Source organism: Mycobacterium sp. (assembly GCF_049278535.1).
GTDB lineage: Bacteria > Actinomycetota > Actinomycetes > Mycobacteriales > Mycobacteriaceae > Mycobacterium.
Map to the genome: position 1 here is coordinate 1 of NZ_JBAPMI010000186.1, position 15,534 is coordinate 15,534.

The 15,534-nt window shown below is 62.8% G+C and carries 11 protein-coding genes and 1 pseudogene; 8 read left to right on the forward strand and 4 right to left on the reverse strand.

The window, feature by feature from the left end:
- The 5 genes from WAO18_RS12465 to WAO18_RS12485 form a co-directional block, all read left to right on the forward strand.
- The coding region (locus tag WAO18_RS12465) for an amidohydrolase family protein (protein WP_422206583.1) at positions 1-324 on the forward strand (324 nt) is incomplete at its 5' end.
- 67 nt (positions 325-391) lie between these two features.
- The gene (locus WAO18_RS12470; protein ID WP_422206584.1) at positions 392-1,924 is read left to right on the forward strand and encodes an aldehyde dehydrogenase family protein; all 1,533 of its coding nucleotides are present in this window, start codon (positions 392-394) and stop codon (positions 1,922-1,924) included.
- Between the two features lie 45 nt (positions 1,925-1,969).
- Complete coding sequence (locus WAO18_RS12475) at positions 1,970-3,142, forward strand: CaiB/BaiF CoA transferase family protein (protein WP_422206585.1); 1,173 nt, start codon at positions 1,970-1,972, stop codon at positions 3,140-3,142.
- A 6-nt stretch (positions 3,143-3,148) separates the two neighbouring features.
- Positions 3,149-5,512 carry a CaiB/BaiF CoA transferase family protein gene (locus WAO18_RS12480; RefSeq protein WP_422206586.1) on the forward strand — a complete coding sequence of 788 codons (2,364 nt, stop codon included), beginning with the start codon at positions 3,149-3,151 and terminating at the stop codon, positions 5,510-5,512.
- A gap of 52 nt (positions 5,513-5,564) precedes the next feature.
- Positions 5,565-5,756: a ferredoxin gene (locus tag WAO18_RS12485; protein WP_422206587.1), complete on the forward strand. Its 192-nt coding sequence runs from the start codon at positions 5,565-5,567 to the stop codon at positions 5,754-5,756.
- Positions 5,757-6,516: 760 nt separating this feature from the next.
- On the opposite strand, the gene WAO18_RS12490 is transcribed toward WAO18_RS12485, so the two are convergent.
- On the reverse strand, positions 6,517-7,278 hold the full coding sequence (locus WAO18_RS12490) for a hypothetical protein (protein WP_422206588.1): 762 nt from the start codon (positions 7,276-7,278) through the stop codon (positions 6,517-6,519).
- A gap of 128 nt (positions 7,279-7,406) precedes the next feature.
- On the opposite strand from WAO18_RS12490, the pseudogene WAO18_RS12495 reads away from it, so the two are divergent.
- Both WAO18_RS12495 and WAO18_RS12500 read left to right on the forward strand, forming a co-directional pair.
- Positions 7,407-7,565: pseudogene (locus WAO18_RS12495) on the forward strand (TetR/AcrR family transcriptional regulator); the annotation flags it as partial.
- On the forward strand, positions 7,566-8,009 hold the full coding sequence (locus WAO18_RS12500) for a hypothetical protein (RefSeq protein ID WP_422206617.1): 444 nt from the start codon (positions 7,566-7,568) through the stop codon (positions 8,007-8,009). It abuts the pseudogene before it with no gap.
- Positions 8,010-8,755: 746 nt separating this feature from the next.
- Here WAO18_RS12500 and WAO18_RS12505 read toward each other — a convergent pair.
- The gene (locus WAO18_RS12505; protein ID WP_422206589.1) at positions 8,756-10,405 is read right to left on the reverse strand and encodes an FAD-dependent oxidoreductase; all 1,650 of its coding nucleotides are present in this window, start codon (positions 10,403-10,405) and stop codon (positions 8,756-8,758) included.
- A 571-nt stretch (positions 10,406-10,976) separates the two neighbouring features.
- On the opposite strand from WAO18_RS12505, the gene WAO18_RS12510 reads away from it, so the two are divergent.
- On the forward strand, positions 10,977-12,365 hold the full coding sequence (locus WAO18_RS12510; protein ID WP_422206590.1) for a WS/DGAT/MGAT family O-acyltransferase: 1,389 nt from the start codon (positions 10,977-10,979) through the stop codon (positions 12,363-12,365).
- A gap of 197 nt (positions 12,366-12,562) precedes the next feature.
- On the opposite strand, the gene fadD6 is transcribed toward WAO18_RS12510, so the two are convergent.
- Both fadD6 and WAO18_RS12520 read right to left on the reverse strand, forming a co-directional pair.
- On the reverse strand, positions 12,563-14,326 hold the full coding sequence (fadD6, locus tag WAO18_RS12515; protein WP_422206591.1) for a long-chain-acyl-CoA synthetase FadD6: 1,764 nt from the start codon (positions 14,324-14,326) through the stop codon (positions 12,563-12,565).
- A 294-nt stretch (positions 14,327-14,620) separates the two neighbouring features.
- Positions 14,621-15,481, reverse strand: coding sequence for an SDR family NAD(P)-dependent oxidoreductase (locus tag WAO18_RS12520; protein WP_422206614.1), 861 nt, complete (start codon positions 15,479-15,481; stop codon positions 14,621-14,623).
- Between the last annotated feature and the right edge of the window lie 53 nt (positions 15,482-15,534).

Here is a 15,534-nt window from a genome sequence, read left to right on the forward strand (position 1 = left end):
GTCGACCCGGCAACCATGCGAATGAGCGCAACCGCCGCGGACCCCGCCGTCTTCCCGGAGTCGCCTCGGCAGTTGTTCCGCGATCACATCTACGGCTGCTTCATCGAGGACGAATTCGGTGCCGCCAACCTCGATTACATCGGTGTCGAGAACGTGATGATCGAAACCGACTACCCGCACACCGACAGCCTGTGGCCGCGCTCGCTAGAGGCCGCGCACAAGAGTCTCGAAGGTAGGTCGGACGCGGACAAGTACAAGGTGCTGCAGGGCAATGCGCGGCGCGTCTTCAACTTTGAGCCTGCACCGTATCCGGTGGCGAACTAGCGGTAGCCGCGGCTGCGCACGGGCTTCGCTCGATAGACGGGCTCGACCGGGACACGAAAGGAACAGCGTGGCAATCCGCCAATACGAGAACTTCATCGACGGCCGGTGGACCAGTGACAATGCTGGTGCACAGATAGATGTGATCGACCCGGCCACCGAAGAAGTGGTCGGCCGCGTTCTCGACGGCGGCGCCAAGCAAGCTGTCATGGCAATCGAAGCGGCGCGCCGGGCATTCGACGAAGGTCCTTGGCCGTGGATGTCAGTGCGCGACCGCGCGAAAATACTGAAGCGCTTCAGCGAAATCATGGAGTCGAGGCGCGACGAACTTCGCGAACTCATCGTTTCCGAAATCGGCTCAGTGGGCTTCCTCACCGACTTCCTGCAGGTGGGTGGAGCGATCGAAGCATCGTACTACTACAGCGAATTCGCAGAGCACGATGTCACCTGGGTCGAAACCCCGGGAGCGCCGACGGTGTCACCGACCGGGCTTGGCGGCACTGTCGTCGTCCGAGAACCCGTCGGAGTGGTTGGAGTGATCACACCGTTCAACTTCCCCTTCTCGATCAACCTGCAAAAGTGCCTGCCAGCGCTGGCCGTCGGTTGCACCGTCGTCTTGAAACCACATCCGTGGACGCCGATGAATGCGCTGGAACTCGCCCGGATTGGTGAGGAGGCGGGCATACCGGCGGGTGTCTTCAACGTCGTGGTGGGTGGCGGCGATGTGGGGGAGGAATTGTCGACGAATCCCCTCGTCGACATGATCGCGTTCACGGGGTCGACAGCGACCGGCAAGCGCATCCGGGAGATTTCGGCGCGGACGATGAAGCGAGCCCAGCTGGAATTGGGCGGCAAAAGTGCCCACATCGTTCTTGACGACGTCACTGAATCTGATGCTGCCGGTATCGGTTTCGGTCAAGTGCTGATGCATTCGGGACAGGCATGCGTCGCCGCGTCGCGCCTGCTGTTACCTGAGCACCTTCTCGATTGCTACGTGGAAGGCGTCAAGAATATGGCGCCAAACCTCACAATTGGTGACCCTCGCGACCCGGCCACGGTGGTGGGTCCGCTGATTCGTGAACAGCAACGGCAGCGGGTTGAGGGCTATGTGCAATCGGCACTCGATGAAGGGGCTACGTTAGTGGTCGGGGGTAAGCGGCCCGCGCACCTGAGCAAAGGTTTCTTCTATGAGCCAACCGCATTCATCAACTGTCGCAACGACATGCGGATCTGCCGGGAAGAAGTCTTCGGCCCGGTGCTGACGGTCCTGACCTACCAGACTCAGGAGGAGGCGATACGGATCGCTAACGACTCCGACTTCGGGCTGGCGGGGGTAGTCATGACGCGCAATGCCGCACGTGGCTTCAACGTAGCGCGCCAAATCCGCACCGGCACAGTGATTGTGCAGTGTTGTGGCGGTGGTCAGAGTGATCCTGGCACTTCTCCGGGCAACGGCGCAGGTCCAGGCTGGTCTGTGCCCGCGCGTGGAATGTTCAACGGCGGTGGCCCTTTCGGTGGTTTCAAGCACAGCGGCCTTGGCCGTGAGCAGGGCCGCTGGGGCTTCGAGGAGTTCACCGAGATCAAGTCGATCTCGTTGATGTAGGGCTTCAGCTCGAATGGGCACCGAAATCCTGAAAGGTTGACTATCGTGCTTCACGATGTTCGGGTGCTCGAGCTATCCCTTTTCTCGCCTGACGCGCTCGGCGGACACCTCGCCGACCTCGGTGCGGAGGTGATCAAGATCGAACAACCCGGGGGTGGCGGGTTCCGTGGTGAGCTCTTTCCGTCTGACAATGTGCAAAACCTCCAGTGGAACCGCGGAAAGAAGAGCGTGACGCTCAACTTGAAATCGGAGGAGGGGGCCGCGATCTTTCGGCGCCTTGCCGCAGAGGCCACAGTGCTGATCGACGGTCTGCGGGCCGGCGCCGCCGAGCGACTCGGCCTCGGCTACGACGATGTCGTCGAACTCAACCCGACAATCGTCTATTGCAGCCTTAACGGAATGGGTAGCTACGGCCCGTACGCGAAGCTCCCCACGCACGGGCTGTCCTTCGACTGCTTCGCCGGCCTGAACCCGCCGCTGATCCAGGCCGACGGAACACCGCGGCTCTCGGCCGGCGCCACCGGCACCACCGGTGTGTTGGCCGGTCCGCTCTACGCTGCGATCGCGGTTCTGGCTGCACTGCACAGCGCGCGCCGCGACCAGAAACCGCAGTATGTCGAGGTCTCTCAAGTCGACGCCGCGATCGCATGGAACTTCCAGAAACTGACGGCCCTCGCCAATGACCTGTCCGGCTACTCAGACAATATGCATGCATCCCTCCGGTATCAGTACTACGAGACCAGCGACGGCAACTACGTGGTGTTCAACGCGTTGGAAGACAAGTTCTGGCAAAGGTTTTGCGAAGCCGTAGACCGAACGGATCTGTATGAACCCGGCCGCGCGCACCTAGGCGACGATCCGCAAACCGACGAACGCCTGCGCAGTGAACTCACCACACTTTTCAAGAGCCGGAGTCGTCGTGACTGGATTGACTTCTTCATAGCCACCGATATCGCTGGTGCTCCGGCCTTTGAAGGCAGCGACTTACTTGACGACGAACACGTCAAAGCACGCGCCATGGTGTACGAACCGCCCGCCACGAGCCGGCCGCATCTGCGGCTGATCGCAACGCCGATCAAGACCAAGCCAGACCGTCCATTCGCCGCGGCACTTCCGCCGACCGTCGGGGCGCACACCGACGAGGTACTCACAACGCTGGCGGGCTGCGATGAAGTAGTACTTGCCCGGTTGCGGCGCGAGGGAGTGATCGGAGATTAGTGAGCGATGAACATCCTTCAGGGTCTGCGGATCATCGAGATCGCCGACGAGATCGCTGGGCCTTATTGCGGCAAACTGTTTGCCGATGTCGGCGCCGAAGTGATCAAGGTCGAGTCACCAGACGGCGATCGGCTTCGTCGCAGGGGTACGGGGCGGCGCCCGGACGGCGACGGGGCTTTGTTCACATTTCTGAACGCCGGAAAGCGCTCGGTCGTGGGGGTTTACGGTGAACCGCACGTTGACGATCTGATCGCAACAGCCGACATCGTGATCGATGCCGGAGTCGATGGCCGGATCGACCACGACGAAATGTTGTGTCAGTCACCCGATTTGGTGATAGCCGTGTTGTCACCGTTCGGCCTGACAGGTCCGTATCGAGATAAGCCTGCAACAGAGTTCACATTGCAGGCCGAAAGCGGAACCATGGGTCTGCGGGCCCGGCCGGACCAACCTCCCTTGCAAGCGGGCGGCCGCATCTTCGAATGGGTCCTCGGTAGCTATGCGGCTGTCGGTGCGATGGCTGCGTTTCTGAGCGCCCGTGCCGGACGCGGCGGCGAGATCATCGACGGTTCGTTGATGGAAGCCTGCCATCTCAGCGCCAGCGGATTCATCGACCTGTACTACGCCCTCGCCGGCAGTCCACCAATATCGGCTCCACCGAGAATGACCGAACTGCCGTCGATCGAGCCGACGGCCGACGGCTGGGTCGGTTTCAATACCAACACCCATCAGCAGTTCGAGTCCTTCCTGGTGATGATCGGGCGTACCGATCTCCTCGAACACGATGCGGCCTGGGCGTCGGCTCCGACGCGGTATGAGCGGACGGAGCAGTGGAACGAGATTGTGCGGGACTGGACTACTCAGCGAACCACCGCCGAGATCGTGGAAGTCGCTTCCGCGCTTCGGATTCCGGTTGCGCAGGTCAACAACGGGCGCACTGTGCTGGACCATCCGCACTTCAACGCGCGAGGCGTATGGGCCGCGAGCGCCGACGGATCATTCACTCATCCGCTCCCGCCCTACCGGATCGATGGCACACGGCCGGGCGGAGAGCCGAAGATTGCGCCACGGCTCGGTGAGCTCGATGCGACAGCACTTCTCCAGAAGCCGCGCACGCCAGGAAACTCGGTGTCAGCAGGGAATCTACCGCTGGGTGGCATACGCATCATCGACGCCACCGCCTGGTGGGCCGGGCCTTCATCAACCCACATCTTGGCGGCGTTGGGCGCCGAGGTCATTCACTTGGAGTCAGTTCAGCATCCAGACGGCGCACGGATGACCGCTGGAGCATTCATGGACCAGCCCAGCTGGTGGGAGCGCTCGGCCATGTACTTAGCCACCAATGCCAACAAGAAAGGATTGACGCTCGACCTCTCGTCACCAAGAGGTCGTGAGTTGTTCTTCCGGCTTGCCGAAAAAGCCGACGTCGTGGTGGAGAATTACTCGCCGCGCGTCTTCGAGAATTTCGGAATCACATGGGAAGCGCTGAGTTCTGTTAACCCGCGACTGATCATGACTCGTATGCCCGCTTTCGGTCTGGACGGACCGTGGCGGGACCATGTCGGGTTCGCGCAGACTATGGAGCAGATGACCGGCATGGCGTGGGTGACCGGCCACGAACACGATCAACCGCGCATACCGCGCGGACCGTGTGACCCGTTGGCGGGCATGCATTCCGCTTTCGCAATGCTTGTTGGCCTAAGTCGGCGCGAACAAACCGGCCATGGCTCTTTCATCGAGGTATCCATGGTCGAAGCGGCGCTGAATGCCGCCGCTGAGCAGGTCATCGAGTTCACCGCCTATGGCACCCTTCTATCGCGACTCGGCAATCGCAGTAGGGACTCGGCGCCTCAGGGTCTGTACCCATGTCGCGGCCACGAGCAGTGGTTGGCTCTCTCCATCGCGTCCGACGAGCAATGGGTCGCATTGAAAACGGTGCTCGGCCAACCAGGCTGGGCGGATGATCCCTCGCTCGACACGCACGAAGGGCGCTGGCGTGCGCATGATTTGATCGACAAACATCTTGAGCAGTGGGCCTCTGGGCAAGACAGCGCCGACGCAGCGGCCATGCTGTCGGCTTCTGGGGTTCCTGCTTCGATGCTTTACGACGCGCGGTTCAGCCCTCAACACCCGCAGATGGTCGCGCGTGGCTACTTCGAACATTTGAATCACTCGATCGTCGGTCAGCACCAGGTTCCGACTATTCCATTTAAGTTCCGCAGCGTCGATCGATGGTGTCGGTCGCCGGCACCCACGGTCGGAGAACACAACGAGAAGATCTTGAAGGAGCTGCTCGGATTGGACGAAACGGCGATCGAGGCACTTACCGATGAATCTGTGATCGGCACTCGGCTCAAGGGCATCGATTGAGCGGGATGCTTTCAATCCTCGAATCGAGATCGGCTGCAGGGGAGAGGAAACGATGCGTGTACGCATAGAGCGTGACGCCTGCCAGGGCCACAGTCGATGTGCAATGACGTACCCCGAGATCTTCGACGTTGATGACGACGCCAAGGCATTCGTCCATGTCGACGACATCCCTCCGGAATGGGAAGACAAAGCGCGGATGGCGGTCGCGAACTGCCCTGAGCGTGCCATCAGCATCGACGAATGACCGCGCCCACCGGTTGGGCCTCAGTTAGACGGCAACTCATCGATCAGTCCCGCACTGATGACCCGGATTCGGTGATCCGTGGCGGTGTAAGTGGTCTTAATCAACGTCGCCATTGTGTGACGTGGAGGTTCGGTCGGCAGCGGTTCATTTGTGACCATCTGCCGCCGTCCGGACGTCGATCACTACGGGCCAGCGATCAGCGTTGATGCCATCAACACCGCTGGCGCATCCGCAGGACATCTCGCGTCGTTTGGCGTCGTTTCGCGTCGTCAATCCCGCCGTTTCCCCAGTTCGACGGGATTTCTGCGCCTCGTTCGATTCCCGGCAGCTCCACCGGGAAAAGGTGGTCAGAGCCAAAAGCCCTGGTCAGCTTTCTTTTTCATCAACACCTCATCAACATTCTGGTCTAGGCGCGCCGTATGGCATCGGCCCCGGCCTGGCGAGCGCAGGGACGGCAGCACCTATGTATCGGCTCGACGACAAGTAGTCTTCGACGCGTTCGAGGACATGGCTTCGGCTAAGAAGTCCTAGAAGCTCGTCGACAAATTCGGGCCACCAAAGCGCTGGAGTCGCTCGGCGCCGATCCGGACTTCTTAGCCATCACAGCCCATGACTGGGTTGGCGTCCACTCGTTGAGTTCCGGGTGGCATCGGGCTGCCGCTGGAGCGAGGGCACGGAGCTCCTGCCCGACGACGTCGATCGTGCCGCGAACACCGTGCGGAAGGCTGAATCCAAAGTTGTGGTCACCAATGTGTTTGGTCTAGAAGGTTACCGCGAGATCTTGACGTGCCAGTCTGCGAACGCCCCAGGCGAAGGTGACGAGTGGCATGGTGCACCACAACAGATTCAGCACCACGAACTTGATCCACATCTCCAGCGGACTCGTCATACTCTGCATGTTGTTGGCGATTTCTACCCCGAAGTAGACCGCTGGCAGGGTGACCTCGACGATCATTCCGGCCATGATGAACGAGAGCTGAGTGTTAGTGAACCGCTTACCGTTTCGGAAGAACTGCACCAGCGCATAGGCCTCGAACAGTCCTACGAAGAAGGCTATCCATTCGAAGACGACGATGAGCGGGTCACCGTTTAGGTAGCGTGCGTCTCCTCCGAGCAGGATTGGCGACCACATGTAGGTCCAGGCCGACCCGTGCTGCACACCGTCTCTGATCTGGTTGAAGAACAACAGCCACGGCAATTCCCAGATGAAGCGCGGTATCAGGGCGATGAAGACCCAGACGATTACCATCGCGCTCAGGCGTTCCCACTTGGTCCGGTCGCGCTGGTCGGGAAGCGGAAGCCAAGGCAGCGCAAGTGCTGTCAAGAAACAGCCGACGACGAAGACGACCAACGTGGTGGACGCAACCGCGTGTGACACCCCAGCGTGAAACTCGAGATACCAGAACACAATATGAATGACGAAGAAAAACGCCAAGACGCCGAAGAGCGACTTTTGCAGTGATGAAAGACCCGGCCTCTCCGGTGACATTCGCTTGCCGTCAACGTCGATTATTTCTGTCATGAGCCGGTCCTTTGGCGAACGGGTAGCTGCTTGCCCCGAAGCATGGCACATGCCATGTTTTAGTGGCAAGGGTGTTGACTTAAGGTGTCGTGGATGAGGCAACGCGGTGAGCAGGGCGGACTACGGAGATGACTGGGCGCAAACGCACCGCTCCGCGTCGTCCGAGCACCGGGCGGCAGGAGCGGGGGGACCGGACTCGCGACTTACTCATCGACGAGACAGTTCGGTGCATTCGCGAGGAAGGCTTCTCATCGGCTAGCGCGCGACACATCATTGAACGCGCAGGGGTGAGTTGGGGCGTCATCCAGCATCACTTCGGTGACCGCGATGGTCTGCTGACGGCGGTGATCGAAGATGCAGTCGAGCGTCTTTGCTCATCACTTGAAGTGTTGTCCGATCCGGCGCAGGTCACCGACACAGAAGACTTGGTGCGGGCGACGTGGGAGGCATTCGCCAATCCAAAAGCAATGGCGGGGCTAGAGATTCTCATCTCGACCAAGCAGTTGCGCAGCGGGCTTGATGGGCGGCGCATGGAACGTCTCGGCGCGGCATTGGCGAACTTAATGGCCCGTTTGAACCATGCGACCACGGGTGAACATGCCGTCGCGTTGGGCATGTTGCTGTGGACCACACCGGTAGCGATGATGATCGCCGAGATGTTCGCCACGCCTCCGCTGGCCACTCAGGATGCACAGAAGGCGGTTGCCACCTTGATTGACGCGCATCGCTGACTGGTCTCGACGACTTAGCCGTTGTTGCGCGTCCTCGGCTCGGCCCTTACGCCAGCGCTGCCGGGATCGTCGACCCTGCGCTGGCGGCTGAGCAGACCATCGCCCCCACGCTGCCAGGTACACCGACGGCTTGGGCGAGCGCTATCGACAAGTCGCAGAACGTACCCGATGGCAGATCCGTCGGCCAGCCCGAGGTCGAGGCGCTTTCGTAGTGTTGATGCCATCAACACATTTCGCGTATCCGCAGGTCGATTCGCGTACTTTCGGGCCGTTTCGCGCGCTCACTATCGGCATCGTCGCAGGTCACACCGTGTTATGCGCCTGGTTCGATTCCCGGCAGCTCCACACAGGGAAGCTGGTCAAGGCCAAAAGCCTTGGCCAGCTTTCTTTTTCATCAACGTCACGTGGCATCGGTGGTATGCGGCCAGCTCGGGTCGGCCAAAAAATCCCATAGTCCGGGCCCGAAAGTTATCAGACGACGCGATCCGCGTAGCTGGCGTCGTCGACGTAGTCGACTACGCCAATTACCTTGTGGTTCTTGCAACCTGACGCCGAACCGGAAGTGTCGATCATCAGTGAGGCTGCGTCGGCGAACGACTGAAATCGCTGAGCCGTCCGAGGCGTCCAAGCCTGCCCACATATAGGTCGCACACCGTTCCAGGGCCGTCTGCTCGTACTCGTGGCGTGCTCAGCCAGCAGGCGAGAGAGCCTCCGCATTGGCGGAATCCGAGGGCAGATTGGCCACGCTAGCGAGAGAGTTGGAGGTAGCGATGCACGAAGGCGATTGTGATGCCGCCCTCACCGACGGATGCAGCCACGCGCTTCACCGATCCCGAGCGAATATCGCCGACCGCGAAGATCCCCGGCGCGCTCGTTTCGAGAGCGAACGGCTCGCGATCGGCCTTCCACTGTCCCGCCTTCATCGCGTCGGTGCCCGTCAAGACGAAGCCGTGTTTGTCGCGCGAGATCTCCGCGGGTAGCCAGTCAGTCGCCGCTTCGGCGCCGATGAGGACGAAGAGCACCCTCGCATCCCGTCGAGATGTCGCGCCCGTCCTTCGATCGATGATCTCGATCGCCTCGAGCTGTTCGTCTCCGTGGACCTCGACAACCTCGGATCGGGTTTCCACTCGGATGTTCGCTTTCGTTGCGATCTGCTCGATGAGGTAGTGAGACATGCTCGCCGCAAGCGACTCGCCCCGCACGAGGAGTGTCACCGATCGAGCGTGGTTGGAGAAGAAGATGGCGGACTGACCGGCAGAATTGCCCGCACCGATCAGATACACGTCGTTTCCCTGCGCCAGACTGGCGTCGCTGCGTGCGGCACCGTAGTAGACACCGGAGCCGACGAATCGATCGACCGAATCGACCTGGAGGCGCCGCCACTCCACGCCCATCGCGAGCACGATTGATTTCGTTCGGAGGACGTCACCTCCATCCAGCCTGACGGTCAGTTCTGCCGGGTCGATGGCTTCGACCCGGCGGGTCACGACAATCTCGGCGCCCAGCCGCTTCGCCTGTTGCAGCGCCCGGCTCGCGAGCTCGTCCCCAGAGACGCCGAATGGAAACCCCGTGTAGTTCTCGATTCGGGTCGAGGTGCCGGCCTGCCCACCCGGGGCGAAGGACTCGATCAGCCCTGTCTGCAGGCCCTCGGAAGCGCTGTTGACCGCCGCTGTCAGACCCGCCGGCCCGCCGCCTACTATCACCACGTCGTAGTGCGTCCGGCCGGGCGCTACCGTCAGTCCAGCGACCGTGGCAACGACACGCATCGTCGGGGCAATCAGCCGAGTGCCGTCGCGCAGCACCACCACTGGATAGGGGCCGGCGAGTGGGGCTCTACCTCCGGTGTGTGCGACAGCGGCAGGATCGTCTGGGTTCAGGCGTTCGTAGGGGATCTGGTTGCGATGGAGGAAGCTGTCGCAGCCGTGCACGCCCGGGTCGACGCGCGGGCCGATTATGAACATCGCGGGCTCGAGCGGCTGCGCGGTGGCGTTTCTTAGCATCTCCAGGCGCTCCAACGCGGCGGCACCGACCGTTGCAGAGATCTGGGGAGCCATGGCGGCGAGCGTGTGGAACACCTTTATGGGCACCTTCATCACGCGCGACGGCTCGATGGCTCGCATGCTGGCTGGCAATGGCGTACCTAGGGTCATCGGGATCTCGCCGCCGAGCTCCCCTGGGAGCCGGACGCCGATCACCTGCTCGACGTCGTTCACCAGCTTGGTCAGCTCGGCCCTACCTTCGACGACGACCGCCAGAAACCTGCCTTCGCCCTCGTGGGCTACGTACTCCCCGGCGACGAGGTGGATGTCTTCAACGGCGCCGGCAAGGTATTCCAGCTCATCCTCCGCAAGCGTCGAGAAAAGCGGAAGCGTGGCGATCTCATTGACGGTGAACACGATTCCTTCGCATATGTGTGATGATGCTCCGGCACGGCTGAAGATTCCTCCGATCTGGGCAATGCCGGCGTGCTCGCTGAGTGACTTGACATCACCGCCTGACGGCCAAGCGGGCACGGGGCGAGAGGCGCAAGTAATTGGGTGCCGCGTCACGACCGCCGTCTAGACCTTCACGCGACACGCTCCGCATGTTCGCGCTAAACCCAAAACCTCGCCTGAAACCTCGCTTCGTATTTGACAGTGCGTCAAGAGGATTGGGCTGGGTATTGCCCGTCAAACGGTGGAATTTTCCGCTGCGTCAAGAGGATTGGGGATATCGGCACCTGAAACCTACTTTCAATCGAGCGCAGATGAGCGCACAATGGTGTCGGCGGATTTCTCAACGAATTTTCGCTCCTGAGACTCGGGACAGTCGTCTTTATGAGCTCTACGCCCTTTAGTCAGGACCTGAACGGGTTCGCCATCAAGTTGTGATCGCGGCGTGCCGCCGGCCGGGCTTCGATCGCATCGCCCCACCGGCAGTCCAGGTCGGCTGGCGGCAATGACCCCCTAGACCTGAGGAAGGGAACGTATGCAACGGCTCAGCGGGCTGGATGCCAGCTTCTTGTATTTGGAAACGCCCTCACAGCCGTTGCACGTCTGCGCGATCTTGGAGTTGGACGCCGCGACAGTGCCCGGCGGGTACAGCTTCGCTCGGCTGCGTGAAGAGCTGGGCGTGCGGATCAAGTCGATCCCGGAGTTTCGGCAGAGGTTGGCCGACAGCCGGCTGAATCTCGACCATCCGGTGTGGGTGGAGGACCACAGTTTCGATCTGGACCGGCATCTGCACCGCATCGGGCTGCCGGCGCCCGGCGGGCGCGTCGAGCTGTCGGAGACCTGCGGGCGCATCGCCTCCCTGCCCCTTGATCGCGGCCAGCCCCTGTGGGAGATGTGGGTGATCGAGGGGATCGCTGGCACCGACGCCCGGGCGGGTGAGCGGCTGGCGGTGATGACCAAGGTGCATCACGCCAGCGTGGACGGGGTGGGCGGTGCGAACCTGCTGTCGCAGCTGTGCGGCACCGAACCGGACACGCCGGCGCCGAAGGCGGTGGACGGGCCGGGGGAGACCAACTCGCTGGGAATGGCGGTGCGGGGTCTGGCGAAGTTCGTTGCCCGGCCAGTGCAGCTGGCCACTGTGCTGCCGATGACGGCGTCAACGATCGTCGACACCGTGCGCCGGGGGCGCAGCGGGCGGGCCATGGCGGCGCCGTTCCGGGCGCCGCGCACGCCGTTCAACGACTCCATCACTCGCCGGCGCAATATCGCCTACGCCCGCCTGGAGTTCGACGACATCAAGACGATCAAGAACAGGTTCAATGTCACGGTCAACGATGTGGTGATGGCACTGTGCGCCGGAGTGCTGCGCAAGTTCTTGCTCGATCGCGGTCAGCTGCCCGACACCTCGCTGGTGGCCACGGTGCCGGTATCGGTGCATCAAAAGTCCGACCGGCCAGGCCGCAACCAGTTGACGGCGTTGTTCTCCCGCCTGCAGACTCAAATCGCCGACCCGGCCGACCGCCTGCGCGCCATCGCGCATGCCAATGGGGTGGCCAAGGAGCACAGCGCGGCGATCGGGGCGACGCTGTTGCTGGACTGGGCGCAGTTTGCAGGGCGGGCGCTGTTGGCTCCGACGGTGAGACTCTTCGCCAGTACGGTGCTGACCCGCCGACCGGTGCACAACCTGGTCATCTCCAACGTGCCGGGACCGCAGGTGCCGTTGTACTTTCTGGGCTGCCAGGTCAAGGCGATGTATCCGCTTGGACCGATCTTCTACGGCACCGGCCTCAACATCACGGTGATGTCGCTGACCGGCAAGCTTGACGTCGGGATCAACTCATGCTGGGAACTGGTGCCCGACGTATGGGACCTGGCCGACGACTTCGAGGTCGCCCTGCAGGAATTGCTCACCGCCGCGGCGTGATCGGCCAGCTCGATGGGTTAGGTGGCCACTCTTGACGCCGTCAAGACCCGAGAACGAAACTGCAGGTAACGCTGAACCGGCTCACCGGATGGGGATGCCTCGTTCCTTGGGGGGTGGTTTCATCTGGCGGGGCGGCCCCGGCCTGCGCACTGTCCTGCATGATTCCTCCACGTCGCCGTCCCGCGATCCTGCGGATGTCAGCTTGCGGGCCGCTCACCGGCTGCGACTTCCTCGGGATAGTCGTCGTAGTACGGGACGTAGCCTTCCTCGCGACCGTTGAGCACGTAGACCGGATCGTCGACATCGGGTCCGTATCCTTGCTCGCGCAGATCGACCTTCTTGGTCTTGACCGTCGCGGTGTGCTCCAGCGAATCGACGACCCTGATGAACAGCGGCACCGCGTAGCCGGACAGGCGGTCGTAGATGGTATGGGCCAGCGACGCGCCGTCGAACTCTGTGCCGTCCTTCAACACCGCGGCCGCCATCCCGGCGCGCCCGTCCGCGCCGGGCACCTTCACCCCGAAGACCGTCACCGCCTCGACCCCCGGGTCGGCCGCCACTGCGGCCTCGACGTCCGTCGTCGCCACGTTCTCGCCCTTCCATCGGAAGGTGTCACCGAGCCGGTCGACGAACACAGCGTGGCGCCAACCCTGCGGGCGCAGCAGGTCACCGCTGTTGAGCCACACGTCACCGTCGCGAAAAGCGTTGCGAATCAACTTCTTCTCGCTGGCTTCCGGATCGGTGTAGCCGTCGAACGGCTGCGCCTTGGTGATTTTGCTCAACAGCAGACCGGGCTGGCCGCGGCGCACTTTGCGGACCCGGCCGTTCTCATCGCGAACCGGCTCGCCGGTCTCCGGGTCGTACTCGACGAACGCAACCGCGGTAGGGCAGACGCCAGCCGTCTTGGGGATGTGAAAGATATTGACAAATCCCGTGTTTCCCTCACTGGCCCCATATAACTCGAACACCTGCGGGATGTTGAAGCGAGAAGTGAACTCGTCCCAGATATCGGGGCGCAGTCCGTTGCCGCCGATCACGCGCACTTTGTTGGTTCGGTCCGTGTCCCTCTCCGGCTGGTTGAGCAGATAGCGGCAAACCTCGCCAATGTAGACGAAGGCGGTGGCGTCGTAACGAGTCACGTCGTCCCAGAACCTCGAGGCTGAAAACGACCGGCCCAAAGCAAGAGTCGCCCCCGCGCTGATCACTCCCGACACCGCCACGGTCAGCGCCGTGTTGTGGTACAGCGGCAGGCAGCAGTACACGATGTCGCTGCTCTTCAACCGCATGCCTATGGCGCCGGACCCACCCATCGCGCGCAGCCACCGGTAGTGCGTCATGACACTGGCCTTCGGGGCGCCGGTGGTGCCGGAGGTGAAGATGTAGAACGCGGGGTCCTTGGCCAGCACCGACGACGTCACCGCCGGGTTGTCGGTGGGCGCGTCGGCAGAGAGGCGATCCAACTCGTCGATGGTCACGGTGTCGGAGACTTCCGCCGCTGATTCGTCGATTGCTGAAAGCAGGTCCTCCTCGCCGACGATCACCTTGGCATGCAACAGCCCGACGCTGTGTGCCAGCACGTTGCCGCGCTGCTTGTGGTTCAGCATTCCGGCGATCGCGCCGAGTTTGACCGCCGCGAGCATCACGAGCAGCGTTCGCGCCGAATTGCGCATGATGACGCCCACGACGTCACCGCGACCCACGCCGCTTTCGGCCAGCGTCACCGCGTAGCGGTTGACGGTTTCATTGGCCTCGCGGTAGGTCAGCCCTTCGTCGTCGAAACGGATGAAAACGTGGTCGGCGTAACGCGCCGCACGGTCTTGGAAGACCCGGCCGATCGACTTCTTCGCTGACCCGCGGACGAGAAAAGCCGTGAGCGTGCCCCGCGCAACGACGGGCGCGTCCAGAACCAAGGCAGGCAGGCGCGCGGCGATGTCGGTCAGCCCGACGGTGTCACCGGCCACTGGCGCCTACTCCGGTCATGGCGATCATTGACGACCACGCCAGTCCAGCGGCGCTCCGGCTACTCGGATACCGCAACTGCGGCACTTCGGGCAGCCGATCGGCCAACAGTCCACGGGCGACATCGAAGGGAAAATCCGGCGCATTTGTCGGGTCATCTCGGGGCGCTGATGACACGGCGAATCGGTATCGACGGCCGTCGAGGCGGCGTTCACCGACATGGCTTCCGGGCGTGGAGCGCGCAGCCTGGTCTGCTTCGGAACCGGCGACCAGAACGGGTGTCATAGTCCCCCAGCTCAGTCCGAGTGCTTGGCGCGCCGCCGCCACCACACCTGCGTCGCCCGCTCCACCGGCGCACGCAACACGACGGTGGCGACTTCGGCCGGCCACAACCACCACGGGGCGATCGTGCGGGGTCGATCGGTGATCGCCTTCGCAACGATGTCCGCCGCCTGCTCGGCAGACAGGCCGGGCGCGTTGCGCAGGCTCTTGGTCGGTTCCACCATCCGGGTGTTGATGAGTCCGAAGTAGATCGCTGTGACGTCCACTCCGTCGGCGTGCAGCTCGGGTGCAACGCTGCGCAGCCACATGTCGAATGCCCCCTTCGACGCCTGGTAGGCGCCCCACCGGGGGCCCGGCGGGGTGCGGACGCCGACGCTCGACACGTTCACGATGTGCCCGCTGCCGCGCCGCCGCATCTCCGGAACCAGTTCCAGCAGCAGCCGAATCGGGCCAAGGTAGTTGACGCCGATCGTGCGGTCGAAGTCGTGCGGTCGCTCGTACTGTTCGTGCAGCGAGCGGCGGATCGACTTGCCCGCGTTGTTTACGACGATGTCCGGCGCGCCATGCTCGGCGCAGATGCATTTCGCCAATTCGGCTACGGCGGCCTCGTCGCTGATGTCGGCCGGGTAGCTCACCGCATGCCCGCCGTCGGCGGCGACCGTCGCTGCGAGTTCGTCGAGTTTGTCCGTCGATCGGGCCGCGAGCAGCACGGTTGCTCCCGCCGAGGCGAGTTTGCGCGCGGTGGCCGCGCCGATGCCGAACGAGGCGCCGGTGACCAGCACGGTCGCGCCCGACACCGCGTCATGCAATCGGTCGGGGTCGGATGCTCGCGGATGGTTCACGAGCATCCCTAGCGCTGTTCCGGCTGAGCTCATGAAGTGGGGACTTCCCACGATGCCGCCTGATCAATCCTGGGCGTCAACCGTGA

Excerpts from the sequence above, each read along its gene's own strand:
- WAO18_RS12485 (WP_422206587.1), top strand. The coding sequence starts at position 5,565 with ATGCGTGTACGCATAGAGCGTGACGCCTGCCAGGGCCACAGTCGATGT.
- WAO18_RS12480 (WP_422206586.1), top strand. The coding sequence starts at position 3,149 with ATGAACATCCTTCAGGGTCTGCGGATCATCGAGATCGCCGACGAGATC.
- WAO18_RS12490 (WP_422206588.1), bottom strand. The coding sequence starts at position 7,278 with ATGACAGAAATAATCGACGTTGACGGCAAGCGAATGTCACCGGAGAGG.
- WAO18_RS12520 (WP_422206614.1), bottom strand. The coding sequence starts at position 15,481 with ATGAGCTCAGCCGGAACAGCGCTAGGGATGCTCGTGAACCATCCGCGA.
- WAO18_RS12510 (WP_422206590.1), top strand. The coding sequence starts at position 10,977 with ATGCAACGGCTCAGCGGGCTGGATGCCAGCTTCTTGTATTTGGAAACG.